Source organism: Marinobacterium sp. xm-d-564 (assembly GCF_013283345.1).
Lineage (GTDB): Bacteria > Pseudomonadota > Gammaproteobacteria > Pseudomonadales > Balneatricaceae > Marinobacterium_E.
This window is the reverse complement of record NZ_WBYO01000003.1, coordinates 266,172-282,473: the sequence shown is the minus strand read 5'-3', so window position 1 is coordinate 282,473 and position 16,302 is coordinate 266,172. Positions and strand designations below refer to the sequence as shown.

General features: G+C 50.0%; 17 protein-coding genes and 1 other RNA gene. 9 read left to right on the top strand and 9 right to left on the bottom strand.

What is annotated here, in order from left to right; all coding sequences use genetic code 11:
* Positions 1-49: 49 nt before the first annotated feature.
* The 7 genes from XMD564_RS05390 to XMD564_RS05360 all read right to left on the bottom strand — a co-directional run bounded on the left by XMD564_RS05390 (position 50) and on the right by XMD564_RS05360 (position 7,329).
* The gene (locus tag XMD564_RS05390; RefSeq protein ID WP_173482539.1) at positions 50-1,246 is read right to left on the bottom strand and encodes a class I SAM-dependent rRNA methyltransferase; all 1,197 of its coding nucleotides are present in this window, start codon (positions 1,244-1,246) and stop codon (positions 50-52) included.
* 77 nt (positions 1,247-1,323) lie between these two features.
* A complete protein-coding gene (gene gcvH / locus XMD564_RS05385) occupies positions 1,324-1,713 on the bottom strand; it encodes a glycine cleavage system protein GcvH (protein ID WP_173481779.1) in 390 nt (129 codons plus the stop codon).
* Positions 1,714-1,732: 19 nt separating this feature from the next.
* Entirely contained in the window at positions 1,733-2,836 is a 1,104-nt protein-coding gene (gene gcvT / locus XMD564_RS05380) for a glycine cleavage system aminomethyltransferase GcvT (RefSeq protein ID WP_173482540.1), read from the bottom strand.
* Between the two features lie 82 nt (positions 2,837-2,918).
* On the bottom strand, positions 2,919-4,211 hold the full coding sequence (locus XMD564_RS05375) for a UbiH/UbiF/VisC/COQ6 family ubiquinone biosynthesis hydroxylase (RefSeq protein WP_254442857.1): 1,293 nt from the start codon (positions 4,209-4,211) through the stop codon (positions 2,919-2,921).
* Positions 4,204-5,460 (bottom strand): 2-octaprenyl-6-methoxyphenyl hydroxylase, encoded by a 1,257-nt coding sequence (gene ubiH / locus XMD564_RS05370; RefSeq protein ID WP_371740252.1) that lies wholly within the window; start codon positions 5,458-5,460, stop codon positions 4,204-4,206. Before ubiH ends, XMD564_RS05375 begins: the two co-directional genes overlap by 8 nt.
* Positions 5,453-6,766: a Xaa-Pro aminopeptidase gene (pepP, locus tag XMD564_RS05365; RefSeq protein WP_173506869.1), complete on the bottom strand. Its 1,314-nt coding sequence runs from the start codon at positions 6,764-6,766 to the stop codon at positions 5,453-5,455. Before pepP ends, ubiH begins: the two co-directional genes overlap by 8 nt.
* Positions 6,766-7,329: a UPF0149 family protein gene (locus tag XMD564_RS05360; RefSeq protein WP_173481775.1), complete on the bottom strand. Its 564-nt coding sequence runs from the start codon at positions 7,327-7,329 to the stop codon at positions 6,766-6,768. Before XMD564_RS05360 ends, pepP begins: the two co-directional genes overlap by 1 nt.
* A gap of 187 nt (positions 7,330-7,516) precedes the next feature.
* Here XMD564_RS05360 and XMD564_RS05355 point away from each other — a divergent pair, with 187 nt between their 5' ends.
* The 4 genes from XMD564_RS05355 (at position 7,517) to XMD564_RS05340 (ending at position 8,833) form a co-directional block, all read left to right on the top strand.
* Positions 7,517-7,726, top strand: a complete 210-nt coding sequence (locus XMD564_RS05355) for a TIGR02449 family protein (RefSeq protein WP_173482543.1) — start codon at positions 7,517-7,519, stop codon at positions 7,724-7,726.
* A complete protein-coding gene (locus tag XMD564_RS05350; RefSeq protein ID WP_173482544.1) occupies positions 7,723-8,004 on the top strand; it encodes a cell division protein ZapA in 282 nt (93 codons plus the stop codon). Before XMD564_RS05355 ends, XMD564_RS05350 begins: the two co-directional genes overlap by 4 nt.
* A 51-nt stretch (positions 8,005-8,055) precedes the next feature.
* A non-coding RNA gene (gene ssrS, locus XMD564_RS05345) (6S RNA) lies at positions 8,056-8,234 on the top strand.
* A 5-nt stretch (positions 8,235-8,239) separates the two neighbouring features.
* Positions 8,240-8,833, top strand: coding sequence for a 5-formyltetrahydrofolate cyclo-ligase (locus XMD564_RS05340; RefSeq protein ID WP_173507961.1), 594 nt, complete (start codon positions 8,240-8,242; stop codon positions 8,831-8,833).
* 197 nt (positions 8,834-9,030) lie between these two features.
* On the opposite strand, the gene XMD564_RS05335 is transcribed toward XMD564_RS05340, so the two are convergent.
* The gene (locus XMD564_RS05335; protein WP_254442856.1) at positions 9,031-9,948 is read right to left on the bottom strand and encodes an AEC family transporter; all 918 of its coding nucleotides are present in this window, start codon (positions 9,946-9,948) and stop codon (positions 9,031-9,033) included.
* Positions 9,949-10,041: 93 nt separating this feature from the next.
* Here XMD564_RS05335 and XMD564_RS05330 point away from each other — a divergent pair, with 93 nt between their 5' ends.
* Positions 10,042-10,554 carry a glycine cleavage system protein R gene (locus tag XMD564_RS05330; RefSeq protein ID WP_173488803.1) on the top strand — a complete coding sequence of 171 codons (513 nt, stop codon included), beginning with the start codon at positions 10,042-10,044 and terminating at the stop codon, positions 10,552-10,554.
* Positions 10,555-10,615: 61 nt separating this feature from the next.
* Here XMD564_RS05330 and argH read toward each other — a convergent pair whose 3' ends face one another.
* Positions 10,616-12,013 carry an argininosuccinate lyase gene (gene argH / locus XMD564_RS05325; RefSeq protein WP_173481769.1) on the bottom strand — a complete coding sequence of 466 codons (1,398 nt, stop codon included), beginning with the start codon at positions 12,011-12,013 and terminating at the stop codon, positions 10,616-10,618.
* Between the two features lie 165 nt (positions 12,014-12,178).
* Between argH and hemC the strand changes: the two genes are divergently transcribed.
* From hemC to XMD564_RS05305, 4 genes are read left to right on the top strand one after another with little or no spacing between them, the layout of a single operon-like run.
* A complete protein-coding gene (gene hemC / locus XMD564_RS05320) occupies positions 12,179-13,111 on the top strand; it encodes a hydroxymethylbilane synthase (protein WP_173484092.1) in 933 nt (310 codons plus the stop codon).
* On the top strand, positions 13,095-13,859 hold the full coding sequence (locus tag XMD564_RS05315) for a uroporphyrinogen-III synthase (protein ID WP_173484093.1): 765 nt from the start codon (positions 13,095-13,097) through the stop codon (positions 13,857-13,859). The genes hemC and XMD564_RS05315 overlap by 17 nt, the downstream gene beginning before the upstream one ends.
* A gap of 12 nt (positions 13,860-13,871) precedes the next feature.
* Complete coding sequence (locus XMD564_RS05310; protein WP_173507960.1) at positions 13,872-15,071, top strand: uroporphyrinogen-III C-methyltransferase; 1,200 nt, start codon at positions 13,872-13,874, stop codon at positions 15,069-15,071.
* Positions 15,071-16,300, top strand: a complete 1,230-nt coding sequence (locus XMD564_RS05305; RefSeq protein WP_173481765.1) for a heme biosynthesis HemY N-terminal domain-containing protein — start codon at positions 15,071-15,073, stop codon at positions 16,298-16,300. Before XMD564_RS05310 ends, XMD564_RS05305 begins: the two co-directional genes overlap by 1 nt.
* Positions 16,301-16,302: the final 2 nt, after the last annotated feature.

Sequence of the window (16,302 nt, the reverse complement as noted above, 5' to 3'; positions counted from 1 at the left end):
CACAAAAAAACGGAGCTAGGGCTCCGTTTTTCTCTTCCATAAATTCTGATCACTCATTCGCCAATAAGCGCATGAAATAAGCTTTCAGATACTCAGTTTCAGGAATCGCTGGGTGAATAGGGTGATCCGCTCCCTGATAGCCCTGTGCGAAAATTTGCCCCTGACGATCCAGCTCACGACTGTTGGTCCGTAGCGTATCGACTAGACGGTCTGTCTGCAGGTGCATTGAGCATGATGCCGATACCAACACACCACCACGCTTCAGCAGACGCATCGCAAAGTTGTTGATACGTGCATAAGCACGCTCACCATTACGAATGTCTTTTTTGCGCATAATAAAGGCAGGTGGATCGACGATCACCACATCAAAGCGCTCTTTATCAGCTACCAGTGTTTTACAGATATCGAAGGCATCGCCTTGCAGAGCTCTAAATTTCGGCAGAGCATTTTGTAGACGCGCATTCTCTTCAGCCACTTCCAGTGCGCCTGCAGACGCATCAACACAGGCCACTTCAGACGCGCCGGCAGCCAGTGCTTGAGCACCCCAGCCACCCACATAACTGAACAGATCAAGGACCTTTTTACCCTTCACCATCGTCTGCATACGTGCTCGGTTTTCACGGTGATCGTAGAACCAACCTGTTTTTTGCCCCGTCAACAGGGGTGCAACTAGGTTAACGCCATTTTCAGACAGTGGTGACAGATCGCCGACTTCACCTTGAACCACCTCAACGTAGGCCTCAAGACCTTCGGTTTCACGGAACTTACCGTCATTACGCAACACAATGGCGGCCGGCATAAAGACCTTGTTCAAGGCATCAATCACATGATGCTGAACCTTCTCCATCCCTGCCGTCGAAATCTGTATCACAAAGATATCGTAGTATCGATCGATCACTAGGCCAGGTAGACCGTCCGAATCGCCATACACTAAGCGGTAGCAGGGCTGATCAAAACTCATCTCGCGCAAAGACAGTGCGATGTTGAGACGGTGCACAATCAGCGAGCGATCGAGCTCTTGCTCTGGATCACGACTAAACAGACGACCACAGATCAAGGTATTGGGGTTGATAATCGCACTGCCTCTTGGGCGACCTTGGGAATCTACAACCTGGACCTGCTCTCCCACCTCAAAATTTTTCAGGGGTGAGGCTTTATTGTCCACCTCATTACTGTAGATCCAGACGTGTCCGCCACGAAGACGGCGATCTGCACCCTGCTGTAGAACTAAAGATTTTGCTTTCATCTAGCGATTACCAAAAATAAAAATACCCCGGTTGGCATTGAAACTTTCAAGCCAACCGGGGTTTTAGTCAGATCAGATTACTCTTCTTCGCAAGCAGCTGAGTATTCGTCAGCGCTTAGAAGGTCATCCAATTCACTCTCATCAGTCAGTTTAAGTTTGAAGAACCAGCCATCACCATAAGGGTCGCTGTTAACCATCTCTGGTGCATCTTCAAGATCATCGTTAACCGCAACGACAACACCGCTAACCGGTGCATAGATATCAGATGCTGCTTTTACAGACTCAACCACACCTGCGTCATCACCAGCAGACACCTCTGCATCGATGTCAGGCAACTCAACAAATACCACATCGCCCAGTGCTTCTTGCGCGTGGTCTGTAACACCAATCGTTACAGTGCCATCACCCTCAACACGGATCCACTCGTGGCTGCTTACATACTTCAATTCGCCAGGAACGTTACTCATCTTTTATCACCTGATCTGATTATTCAAAAACTTTTTTGCCGTTGCGGACGAAAGGCGGACGGACGACTCGAACGTCGATCTCTTTTCCACGCATTTCAACTTTCGCAGCAGCACCAGTACCGGCAGGCACTCGAGCCAGAGCGACCGAGAAGCCTAAGGTTGGGGAGAATGTACCACTGGTAATTTCACCCTCACCAACACCGTCAACAATAACACGCTGATGCCCTCTTAAGACACCTCTTGTTTCAAGCACCAAGCCCACTAACTTATCGTAGCCGCCATTCGCTTTTTGCTGATCAAGAACCTCACGACCGACAAACTGTCGATCAGATGGTTCAAACGCCACCGACCATGCAATGCCGGACTCTAACGGAGTCACAGAATCGGTCATATCGCTGCCGTATAGATTCATACCCGCCTCCAGGCGAAGCGTATCACGCGCACCTAAGCCACAAGGTGCGACACCCGCTTCAGCCAGTGCAGACCAAAACTGAGCAACTTCATCATCAGGCACCATGATCTCAAGGCCATCTTCGCCGGTATAACCGGTGCGGGCAATAAACCACCCTTCCGACTCAAACCCTTGGAAGACCGATAGTTCGTTAATGGCCTGCTCACGCGATCCACCAAGAAGCGCAGCGACTTTTGCACGCGCCTTAGGACCCTGCACAGCGACCATGGCCAACTCAGGTTGCTCATTTAACGTCACATCAAAACCGATCGCTCGATCCGCCATCCAGGCCAAATCTTTCTCACGCGTCGCACAGTTAACCACCAAGCGGTACCACTCGTTAGAAGAGCTCTTATCAGTCATCAAGTAGATAATAAGATCATCGATAATGCCGCCCTGCTCATTGAGCATGGCTGTATAGAGCGCCTTACCTTTAACTTCTAAACGCGCGACATCATTAGCCACAAGATATTGAAGATACTTACGTGATTCCTGACCTGATACGTCAACAATGGTCATGTGCGACACATCGAACATACCTGCATCTTGGCGCACGATATTGTGCTCTTCTAGCTGAGAACCATAGTGCAATGGCATATCCCAACCGCCGAAATCGACAAGCTTACCGCCCATTGATGCGTGCAACTCATAGAGTGGAGTTTTGTGTCCCATTTACAGTCCTGTTATTCAATCAATAAACTCCGCTTCTCTGCGGAGTTTCAAAAAGGGACAAGAAGTTTACCCTAAAATGGGTTTAGTTCAATCTTTGATCAACGCTTGCCGACGCTGCTCGTCGCATCCGAGTCGGTAGATCGCCGGAAAGGCCCATCGCTTCTGACATAATGTGCTGCTTAATTGGCTCAACGCGATTGAAAAGACGCATACCAACACTGCGCGCCCATTCGATCGGAGCTGGTTGTGGAGCAAATAGACGCCTAAACCCTTCCATCACCGCGCTCATGCGCAGGTTACTCATCTGCCTTGAACGCTCATAACGCTTTAACACCTTCGCATCACCGATCGGCTCACGACGCATCTGTGCCTGAGCAATCACGTCGTTGAGCGCAGCGCTGTCCAAAAAACCTAAATTGACACCCTGCCCTGCAAGCGGGTGGATCGTGTGTGCAGCATCGCCGATCAGTACTCCTCCCTCAACAGCATAGTGCTTGGCGTGACGCTGTCTTAACGGAACCTTTTGAATACCAGTTGCCGACGCCACTCGGCCCAACACATCACGCGAACCAAAGCTGACGGCTGCACAAAAGGCATCCTGATCCATCTCTAATAGTTCTGCTGCATGTTTAGGCGAGGTCGACCAGACCAACGAGACATGATGAGCGCTTGCGGTCTTAAGAGGGAGCAGTGCAAGAGGGCCATCCTCTGTAAACCGCTGCCAACAGGTGTGTTGATGAGGCCGAGTCATCTCAAGCGTTGCCACAACGGCATGCTGACCATAGTCCCACTCATGAGTAGCCAGACCCAACTGCTTACGTGTATTTGAGTGGGCACCGTCAGCACCTACCACAAGCTGCGCAGATAAAAGATCACCATCTTCGAGCTCTATGAGTCGACTAGACTCTTGGAATCGCCCCAGTGTTTTAATACGTGAGGCGAAATTGAGCTTAAGATTTGCACGGTCAAGTGCCGCTTTTAATAGACCTAAAACAACCAGGCGATTCTCTACGATAAAGCCCAACTGCTTCTCGTGAATATCAAAACAGTCAAAATCGACCTCGCCACGCGTTTCACCGTCCCAGACATGCATTTTCTCATAGGGTTCTGCTCGCCAGCTAAGAATATGCGACCAAGCCCCCAAGGATTTCAGTAACTCGACTGAGGCCAGTGTGAGTGCACTCACACGAGAATCAAAAGCCCCCTGCATGAGCTGAGCAGCCTGGTCATCAATGGTCGACAGATCCATACCAAACTGATCCAACACCTCAACCTTCAAACCAAGATCCGCCAGTTGAATCGCCGCTGCCAAGCCGGTCATACCTGCACCAGCAATGGCAACGTCCATTGAGCGAATAGCATTTTTATCAGTCATTGGACTTTAACCTCGCTGCCGGAGTATCCAAACCCATTGCAGCCCTCGCCAATAGAGTGCGTGCTGACGGAATCAGATCTAAGGTCTGAAGAGCCAAGCTTCGTCCCAAACGCAAAGCAGGGTTAGTAGAGCTGAAGATTTTCAATGCAGAGTCGCCAAAACCGATCGTACGACTTTGATCTTTTCGACGCCCGTCAATGAACTCTTCCAGCATGGCTAATGCACCCATATCTTGGTTAGCTTGCTTGGCCAGAATAATCCGTTCCGCCAACTCACAAACACCGCGTAATGCCAAGTTAAACCCCTGCCCTGCGATGGGGTGCAGAGCATGGGCGGCATTACCAAGAACCACCAAACCACGGCGAACCTGCTCATCAGCCAAGGTTAAATGCAGTGGGTACGAGAATCGCTCACCCACTCCAATCAGTCGACCGGCACGGTAGCCAAACGCTTGTTGTAGATCGGTCAAAAACTGCTGGTCGATTTGCTCCATGCGGGTAATGACCTGATCGTCAGACAGCGTCCAAACCAACCCCATTCGATGGCGCCCTTCGTGATCCTCGATCGGAAGCAGTGCAATGGGGCCATTTTCGGTAAAACGTTCATAGGCGATGCCATCATGAGGGCGATCAATTTCGACGTTGGCAATGAGTGCATGCTGATGATAAGGGGTCTGGCGATACTCAATACCCATACGTTGTCTCAGCTCAGAACGTCCACCATCCGCCATGACCACCAGTGGTGCTGTTAAGGTTATCGACTCACCATCTTGATCTATCACTACATGACGCTGACCCTCCACCCACTCAACCGATTCAACGGTTGCCGGCGAATAGAGTTCGACCTGATCGCGCGCGGCCAGTACCGAGCTCATTAACACCTGACCTAACCAGTGGTTCTCGACAACATAGCCCAGTGCGTCGACGCGCTCCTGCTCAGCACTCATGGTCGTTTGACCCCAGCGTCCTCGGTCAGAAACATGGATCCGATCGATGGGAGTCAGGTGTTCATAGAGAAGCTCCCACACACCCATAGACTCAAAGGCGGTTCGGGATCCATAAGCCAATGCGGTAGAGCGTGCATCAAAGCTGGGCTGAAACTGAGGATTGGGCTTAGCCTGCATAGGGCTCTGCTCAACAAGAGCGATCTTAAGACCTAAGGATTTGGCAGAAGGTGTTAACGCAGCGACTAAACTGGCGCCCACCATGCCACCACCACAAATGATTAGATCAAACTGCGATTCATGCACGGCGCATCAATGCCTCTATCTCATCAATCTCTTTGGGTACTGCAGAGGTTAAAACTCGCGCACCCTCTTCTGTTACCAAAACATCATCTTCGATGCGAACACCGATGCCGCGCCAGCGCTCTTCGACGGTGTGATCATCGGGGGCGATGTAGAGACCCGGCTCAATGGTCGTAACAATGCCAGGCGAAAGCTCTCGCCACTCACCCTCGACACGGTAGGAGCCAACATCATGAACATCCATACCTAACCAGTGCCCAATGCGGTGCATATAGAATCGACGATAAGCGCCCGATTCAATTAACTGATCCACCTCACCCGACAGCAAACCGAGCTCAACCAACCCTTTAGTCAATATTTCGACAGACAACTGATGCAGAGAGTCCCAATTACAACCCGGTTTGACCGCGTCAATGCAGGCTTTGTTGGCGTCTAAGACCAACTGATAGATGGCACGCTGCTCTTCGCTGAACTGGCCGTTAGCAGGGAAAGTCCGGGTAATGTCACTGGCATAGTTATCCAATTCACAACCTGCATCTATCAGAATGAGATCACCCTCATTAATGGGCTGATCGTTGTCGATATAGTGAAGAATACAGGCATTTTTCCCTGCCGCCACAATAGGCGTGTAGGCTTGAAAACGAGCACCCTCAGCCATGCAGTGACTCTGAATAATCGCTTCCAGTTGGTACTCATTCATGCCAACCCGGCACTGCTGCATCGCTTTAACATGAGCCTCTGCAGAGATATCGGCCGCTCGCTGCATGATGGCGATCTCAGCATCGGATTTAAACAGACGCATCTCATGCAAAATAGGATCTGAATCACTCAAAGCCTTGGGAACTTCAGCGCCCGCTCGAACACGTTTAGCCAGATCCTGAATCCAACCTTTTACCCGGGAGTCCAATGCAGCATCGCGTGCTAACGGGTAGAACAGCTGATCAACGCCATCGATTAGGCTGGGAAGCTGTTGATCAATCTCTGAAAGATTGTATGCAGCATCCGCGCCAAAGGTCTCAATGCAACCCTCTGGACCTGCTCGGTAACCAGTCCAGATCTCCATTTCAGGATCACGTGGCTGACAGAACAGTACCACCGGCTGATCTGAACTTGGCTTAAGCAGCAACAAACCATCCGGTTCATTAAATCCCGTAAGGTAGTAGAAATCACTCGACTGCCTAAACGGAAACTCAGCGTCGGCGTTGCGGCTGACCAAAGAGGCCGCAGCGATAATCATGACCGAATTGTCAGGTAACTCAGAGAGCAGTTTAGCTCGACGCTCTTTGTAGATTGAGAGATCAATTTTCATCAGTGCATTACCGGTTTATCAGACTCAGTAGACTCCGCTTTATTACATTCACTAAATAGCAGCATGGCAGCCATACGAACGTACTCTTCCACCTCCATCAGGAGATTCTCGTCCTCTTCGGCCTGGCCGTCCGCCTCAATTTGCGCAATTTGCACCAGATCTTTAAGACCATCTTGCGCATCATTAGAGAGATGTTGCCCTTGATCGCCAATCGCCATGCCAAAACCTGCTAGGAACCCAGTCACCCAAAGGCCTAACTGCTCTGCACGCTCAGCCAGAGGTTGCTCATCATCCGGTAGTAAAATGGCCAACTCAAAAGCGGATGATTCCAGCTGTTCTAAAATCTGGGTGTAGAGTGCCATCAACTTTTCGCTGCTGCTCTCAAGAGCGATACGAGTGATATCCATTTGAGTGACACAAAACGCCTCAAGACTCGCTTTATCAAAACGTTTAGCGGCGGTGAGCTGCCCAACGATCGCGCCATGTAACTCAGAGGGTGAAAAGGCGATAGCCCCCTCTTCAATCATTAAATTGGCTAGTTGATCAAAATCTGGCGCGCTCATCGACTCTCACTTATTACGGTAGAAATAAAGGTTCAGATGCTATTCAGAGGGCGTTTAAGACGACCGCTTTCAAGAGCATTTATTGGGGATGATCCTAGCACTTTGCGGCCTTTGGAGCTATGCAGAACATTGACCCAATGCAACTGCCTGCTAATATGGTCGGAATTCAAAACGTTCGAGGCAGTCAATGTCAGAAGTAAACCCATCAACGCTCGCCACCAAAGTGGATCAATTGATCGAGTTGGTACAAAAGTTGGATGAGCAGAATCGTCACTTACAGACACAGAACCTGAAGTTGAAAGAGGAGCGTGCTCAGCTACTCAAAATACATGAGGGCACCCGTAGTCGTGTTGAATCGATGCTAAATCGCCTTCGTGTTTTGGAGAAAAGCTCATGAGTAACACACTGACCGTTGCCCTTCTTGATAAAGAGTACACACTTAGCTGCCCAGCCGGTGCTGAGGCAGGCCTTATTGCTGCAGCAGAAAACTTGGACGAGAAAATGCGTGAGATCTCTAGCAGTGGCAAACTACTGGGCATGGAACGTATCGCAGTGATGGCGGCTCTCAACCTGAGTTATGACAATTTGAACTCATCAAAAGCCGAAGCGAGCTCAAACGATGAATCCAAGCAGTTGATCGATAAGATCGACGCGACGCTTGCAAAATTTTCATAGTTTTTCCGGTCTTAAACCCTTTAATAGCGGCTTCATAGGGTTATAATTAACTCAACCCTGGGATGTTCGACAGTTGTTCAAGTCCCTCGAGCCGATAATCATTTTCCCGGATGCGGGGAATAGGTATTGTGAGCATGTCCGCGTGCGGAAAGCCTAATATATCTATACTCGTATCCACTCTGAACCTTCGGGTTCAGGGCCAAGAACACCACCGGCATCCTGGGGTCTTTTCTCTATGCTCAGTATCGAAGATAGAAAAACCATTCGTCTTGAGAAACGTCGAGCACGTCGTGCGCTCTCCAGTAAACAGCAGAAGCGTGCTGCACTCTCATTAGTTCACCAACTAAGAAAAGCCCCCTACTTTCATCGCGCTAAACGCATTGCCGTTTACCTAGCTAACGATGGTGAAATCGATCTTCAACCGCTCATCAAGTTGTGTTGGAAACTTAAGAAATCGGTCTACCTGCCGGTACTGCATCCGGTTCGACACAATCGACTCTGGTTTACTCAATATCAACCCAACACCTCAATGAACCAAAATCGCTACAAGATTTGGGAGCCAAAATTAAAGCGCTCACACTCTCCTGCCTGGGCAGTGGATCTAGTACTGATGCCGCTGGTTGCATTTGATCAGCAAGGTGGACGCATGGGCATGGGGGGCGGTTACTACGATCGAACCTTCGAGTTCACACAGAAAAAAGGGTTCATGCACGGCCCTAAACTCATTGGCGTGGCACACGACCTGCAAAAGGTTGAGCAACTACCGATACAACCTTGGGACGTTCCAATGCACGGCATTGCGACTGACAAGGGACGCTATATTGCTTAAAGAGTGAGATTAGATCGATTGGATCAACCCGGTCACTGCAACTCCGGTTACTAAGGTAACCGTGAGTAGCAGTAATAGGTCTGGAGATTGTTTCATTTTCATATTTTGAACTGAAACTAGGAGGCTTATTAAGTAAGACCTCAGCATCAGAAAAAAGTTCAAAATAAGTTCAAAAAAATTTCAAAATTAATATCATTTCACAAAATCAGGCCCGGCAAGGATAGCGCCACCGGCAATGTCAGCATCGATAACAGGGTCTGTGCAGAGAGAATATTTGCAACTAAGGGTGCATCTCCATTCAGCTGTTTCGCCAGAATATAGGCCGCTGAAGCCGTCGGGACCGACGCAAACACCATAAAAATCAGCAGTGACACTGATGAGAGTTGAAGCATCGCACCAACTGCCAATGCCAATAGCGGCATAACGATTAATCGAGCAGCAACGCCCATCATCAGTGGCAAACCTGAAGATCGCATCGCCTTTAAATTGATTCCCGCACCCACCGCCAACAGACCCAGCGGTAAGGCAACCTGAGCCAACAGCTCCAACACCGGTGTGACGAGAGAAGGTATTCCCAACTTAGAGAGGTTCAACGCCAAGCCCAGCAGACAGGCGAGAATCAGGGGATTACTCAGTATCTGCTTCAACACAGTGAAAACAGAGGGGCGTTTATCGCTGTAGAGGGCAAAGACCAACACGCAGAGTAGATTGAGTAGAGGAATCATGACAGAGGCGATGATCGCCGCAATCACTAACCCCTTACCGGGAATCAGGCTCGCCGCAATAGCCAGTGTGATGTAGGTGTTAAAACGCAGTCCGCCTTGGTAAACCGAAGTAAATGAAGCCGCACTGAATTTGAAAAGCCTCTGCAACGCGAGTAAGAACAGCGAGCCTAGCGCTAGAAGTAGTAGCACCGCTTCAATCAACACCAGAGATTCACTGCCATTAAAGTCAGCCGCGGCCAGCCGTGTCACTAACAGGGCTGGGAAGCAGAGGTAGTAGATGATCTTCTCTGCGCCGTTCCAAAAGTTGTGATCCACGAACTGGACTCGATTGATCAACACACCTAACAACAGAAGTGCGAAGACAGGCCAAAGGGCCGCAAAAATATCCATCAGTTATGCACTCTTGCCAAACAAAGTGCTAGTCTTTGAGACAAATCTAGTAACGATCATGCTTTAGAGCATCCTATCTGTGGAGCGACGACAATGAAATCTTTAGTGCTCAGCTTTATTGCTGATGATAAACCAGGATTGGTAAACCTTATCTCTGCAGCCATCTCAGAGCACCAAGGCAACTGGTCTGAATCCAGTCTATCGCAACTGGCGGGTAAATTCGCGGGCGTTGTAGTGGTTGATGTACCTACCGCAAACTTAGATGGTTTAACTCGCGCATTAGACGACCTAAAAGAGCAAGGCATTCGCGTCTCTTGTGAAGTCAGCAACAGTCAAGAGAGTGATACCGAGTATGAAACCGTGACGCTTGATCTGGTTGGACATGACAAACAGGGTATCGTTCGTGATATCTCCAATACCTTGTCCCTACTGGGCGTTAACGTCGCCAGTTTAGAAACCGAATTGACACCCGGCTCAATGTCATCTGAGCTTTTGTTTAAAGCCAAAGGTGAACTGCAAGTACCGAAAAGCGTTGATTTAGACAGCGTACAAGCAGCACTTGAAGAGATCGCATCCGATCTGATGGTCGACATCACCTTCGCCTAACGATCCCCTAAAACAAAAAAACTGCCCGTAGGCAGTTTTTTTTGCTTAGGATAGCCGAATATTACTCAGCGCGTTGCGCCAACTCGTTTCGACCCGCCGCAACCGCCAATCGAACTTGGTTAGGTGCCGTACCGCCAATATGGTCACGAGCGGCCACCGAGCCCTCGAGGGTTAGCACTTCGAAGACATCTTCATGAATCTGATCTGAGAACTGACGTAGCTCTTCAAGAGTCATATCGGATAGATCTTTGCCTGTTTTAATACCATAAGCCACCGACAGCCCAACGATTTCATGGGCATCACGAAAGGCAACACCTGCACGCACTAGGTAGTCAGCCAAGTCCGTTGCGGTAGAGAAACCACGGCGAGCCGCTTCGCGCATCTCTTCAGGACGAGCCTCAATCGCAGGCACCATATCACCAAACGCGCGCAGACAGCCTTGAACCGTATCGACAGCATCAAACAAAGGCTCTTTATCCTCTTGGTTGTCTTTGTTGTACGCCAGCGGTTGTGACTTCATCAACGTCAGCAACGACATCAGATGTCCGTAAACACGGCCCGATTTACCACGTACCAGCTCAGGCACGTCTGGGTTCTTCTTCTGTGGCATGATTGAAGAGCCGGTGCAGAAGCGATCTGGAAGATTGATAAAGTTGAACTGTGCAGAGGTCCAAAGCACCAACTCTTCTGACATACGAGTCATGTGCATCAGCAACACGCTTGAAGCAGCACAGAATTCAATCGCGAAATCACGATCTGACACAGCATCTAATGAGTTGCGAGCTGGCATCGTAAAATCTAGAAGCTCTGCAGTGTAGTGACGATCGATTGGGTAGGTCGTACCGGCCAAAGCCGCGGCACCGAGTGGCATCACATTGACACGCTTACGACAATCCGCAAAACGCTCGTAATCACGACAAAGCATCTCGTACCAGGCCAACAGGTGGTGACCAAAGGTAACAGGTTGTGCCGTTTGCAGGTGAGTGAAGCCAGGCATGATTGTGTCAGCATTGCGCTCAGCCAGATCCAAAAGACCCGCTTGCAGACGCGTGATTTCAGACAGTATCTGGTCAATCTCATCACGCATGTAGAGGCGGATATCGGTCGCTACTTGGTCGTTACGCGAACGTCCGGTATGCAGCTTTTTACCGGTAATGCCAATCTTCTTAGTCAGTGCCGCTTCAATGTTCATGTGCACATCTTCCAGTGCAACAGACCATTCGAACTCACCACGTTCAATCTCAATGCGAATCTCACCCAGACCTTTAATGATTGCATCGCGCTCATCTTCAGTCAGAACACCCACTTTGGTCAGCATGCGTGCATGCGCAATAGAGCCCTGAATGTCTTGGCGATAGAGACGCTGATCAAAATCAACAGAGGCTGTGAATCGAGCCACAAACGCATCGGTTGCCTCACTAAAACGACCACCCCACTGCTGGTTCGTTTGATCACTCATCTCATTTACCTCTCTTGAAACTGTCTCGGTGGATGACACCGCATAAAATAGTGGCGCGATTATAGCACTCTCAGCCGATCTAATAACCCGTCCGGACGCTCAATTTAGTAGAGACATCTGATACACTTAGAAAATTCGAAAAAAAGATCTCTATTTGGAAGTTTCATGTCACGCACACTCCGCATTGCGACTCGCCAGAGCTTACTCGCTTTATGGCAAGCAGAATTCGTAAAAGCCCGTCTTGAAGAGCTACATTCCGATCTTAACGTTGAGCTAGTTACTATGGTGACCCGCGGCGATAAGATTTTGGATACCCCTCTCGCCAAAATCGGCGGCAAAGGCCTGTTCGTTAAAGAGTTAGAAGTCTCCATGCTGGAAGGACGCGCTGATATCGCCGTGCATTCAATGAAAGATGTACCGATGGAGTTTCCAGAGGGGCTAGGATTGTCTGTTATCTGTGAGCGAGAAACACCAACGGATGCGTTTGTCAGCAATACTTACAACCACTTTGATGAACTGCCGCAGGGGGCTGTGGTGGGTACCTCATCGCTTCGTCGCGAGGTGCAACTGCGTGAACGCCGTCCTGATTTAGAGATCAAAACCTTGCGTGGCAATGTTCAGACCCGCCTTGGAAAACTCGATGCCGGTGAATATGACGCCATTATCCTTGCATCAGCCGGACTGATTCGCCTTGAGCTGAAAGATCGCATTAAACATCAAATCGACTCTACCGAGAGTCTTCCCGCGGGTGGCCAAGGCGCAGTCGGTATCGAGTGTCGAATGGATGATCTAGAGACTCAGGCTCTGTTAGCACCACTGAACCACGACGAAACGGCGGCTCGTGTCATTGCCGAACGCGCTATGAACAAACGCCTAGAGGGCGGCTGTCAGGTTCCAATCGGTTGCTATGCCGAACTGGAAGGCGATCAAATCTGGTTACGTGGTCTTGTAGGTCGCCCTGATGGCACACTGGTATTGCGCGATGAGATTCGTGGTCATAAAGAGAGTGCCGAAGCCTTGGGAATTGAGTTAGCTGAAAAGCTCCTTGAAGCAGGTGCTGGTGAGATTCTAGAGCAGGTGTATGCCGAGCGCGGCTAAACCCAGCGTACTAACCACGCGCCCGGCAGCCATGCAGGGCGCGCTAACGTCTGCCTTGAAAGAGAGAGGCTTTACGCCTATCCCACTGCCACTTCTAGAGATCATTCCTGAAGATCTAGAGAACCCATCCACCCCTGGTCTGCAAAGCAAACTACTGGATCTCGACCTCTATCAACACGTCATCGTTGTCAGCCGAAATGCGGCCAGAATTGCCATTGACCTACTCGATCAACTCTGGCCTCAACTGCCTATTGGGGTTCAGTGGCACGCCATCGGCAAAGGGACGGCTGATGAACTGGCCAGTTATGAGATTTATGCCAATACTAATGAAGGGCTCGATTCTGAAGCCCTTTTAACACTGCCTGCATTTGCACAACCCTCTGGAGAACGAATCCTAATATTCAAAGGCGTAGGCGGTAGAACACTTCTAGAAGAGACCCTAGCCGAGCGCGGTGCAAAGGTCGAAACGATCAGTCTCTATCAACGTCAAATGCCTGAATACAGTGACGCTGAACTTTCAGAATGTTTTAAACAGGCACCAGGCGCTATACTCATTAGTAGTGGCGAAGCGTTAGAGCATTTAGCGAAGCTTGCCGATGAGTGGGGCATGTTTGCTGATACACCCATTTTTGTTCCCAGTCAGCGTGTTGCCGATCTGGGAAATACCTTAGGTTTTACCGATATCACAGTCGCAGAGGGTGCTGATGACAGTGCCATGATCGCGGCCTTAGAGCAGCGATTTCAATAAAGGAATAGAGCGATGAGTCACTCCGATAAAGAGAATCAAACCGATCAAGTAGAAGATGCCGAGATTCTCGAAGCTGAAGTTGTCGAGTCAAAGGCAGAAGAGACGGCCAGCGAGCAGGCTGAAGATAGCTCCGAATTGACAGAGGCCTCAGATGTAAAAGAGACTGGCCCAGCCAAAAAAAGCGCGTCAGCAATCTTAGCGACGATCATCAGCTTGGTTGCTCTAGGGGCGGTTGGTGCTGGCGGTTACCTGGCCCAGCAAAAACTCACCCAACTCGAAGAGAGCTTTAATCAGCGCAGTGCCGCTCAACAGCTGGAAGCCACTGCAGCGGTCAATGATGCCAATGCAGCAGTTGCCGAGCTGACTGAGAGCTTCCAACAGATCCAAGCAGAAAAAGTGGCACAAACGGCCGAAATCGCCACTCTACAAGAACGCCTAAGTGATGCCATCAAACAGGTCGAAGCCGGTCGTGAACGATCAGAGAGTGACTGGCGCCTAGCTGAGGCTGAGTATCTATTACGCTTGGCGAACCAACGCATCTTAATGGAGAACCGCGCCGAAGGTGCGCTGGCCCTCTTGCGCAGTACCGACACCATTCTTAAAGAGTTGGATGATGTCAGCCTCTACCCACTGCGCCAAAGCCTTGCCAGTGATATCTCTAAACTCGAATCAGTACCCAATTTGGACATAGAGGGCACTTACTTACGAGTTGCAGCACTAATTGAGCGCAGTAAAGACTTACCCACACTGACCTTAGAGCAACAACGCCAACTGCCTGAGCTGATCGACAATGTTATTACTGAACAGGTTGATGCCGATACACAGCAGAACATCACCAGCGGTTTTGCCAAAGCGATCAGCAAACTTGAGTCACTGATCGTTATTCAACGACACGATCAACCAGTAGAGCCGATCCTATCACCGGATCAAGGTCACTACCTTCGCCAAAATATCCAGATGTTGTTAGAACAGGCGCAACTGGCGCTATTACGTCAACAGCAGTCTATATTCACAACCAGCTTGTCACGCGCGCAGTCTCTGTTGATGCAGTACTTTGATAAGGATAACTACACAACCAGTGTTCTAATCCAATCCCTAGCGGAACTGACAACCTTGAATGTGTCGCCAACGATTCCGGACATCTCGGGATCATTGAAGGCTCTGCAGCAGCATCAAAAAGAGATGGCTAACCTGCGCAGGGAGGCAGAGTAATGAGACGCTTTTTAATCCTACTCTCACTCCTGCTATTAGTAGGTGCTTGGGTCGGGCAGGCCATGATGAAAGACAGTGGATATGTCTTGATTGCCTACCAACAGGTCTCCATTGAGACCAGTCTGTGGGTGCTTCTGATCGCGGTGGTTCTGCTGTTCACATTGACCCACTGGCTATTCAATCTATTCTCGAATTGGCGCTCACCTGCCGAGAAGCTCCGCCGCTGGAGCGAAGCGCGCGGTGATAGAAAAGCCGGCACAAAATCCAATCAAGCGCTGGAAGCGGAACTGGATGGTGACCTATGGAAAGCTCGCCGCCTGTTTATCCAAGCTGCAGAACTCAGTCGAACTCCTGCCCTATTCTATTTAGAAGCGGCTCGATGCGCGGCAGAGCAAGGGGATGAAAAAGAGGCGCACCGCATTCTTATCAAAGCGGCTAAAGAGTCACCTGAGTCAGAGTTACGCCTTCAACTCGAGCAGGTACGTTTTGACGTTAAATCAGGTCACCATGAGAGGGCTGGCGAACTGCTCAGCAGACTTGCAAAAGAGCGCTCAAACTCAACCGCTGTAGATCGTGAAAAAGCGGCGTTACTGAGTGCGAAACGCGATTGGAACGCGCTACTGCCAATGCTACCGAGCCTGCAAAAGCGCAAGGTTTTAAACAGCAGCGACATACAAACTTTAAGACGCACAGCCGCTCTCTCTAAATTGAACAATCTAGAAGAGACGTCTCGTACTGCGCTAGATCAGTGTTGGGAAGATCTGAGTTACGAAGCACAACAAGATCCAGAAGTTCGCCGCGCTTACATTGGCCAGCTAACCGCCCTAAACGAAACAGCAGATGCCTGCTCGCAGATCATTAAGTGGTTAGCTAAACACTGGGATAACGATCTAGCGGTTCGCTTCAGCGAACTGCCCTGTGATGATCCAGATTCCATGATCAAAACGGCTAAAGGCTGGTTAAAACAGCAGCCTGACAATGCGGCGGTAGAACTGGTTCTGGCACGTCTATCTCGTCGCGCTCAGTTATGGGGAGCCGCGTTAACGCACTACAGAAAATCACTCGAACTCAACCATCAGGCACAGACGTTGATCGAACTAACCGAGCTCTACCTACAGCTGGGTGAACAGCGCGAAGCGGCTCAACTGTTGAGTTCCAAGAACGCACCGCTTCAACTGCCAACTCCGTCGGAAGCGGATCGCACGACACGACACCATTTAACTCATTAAGG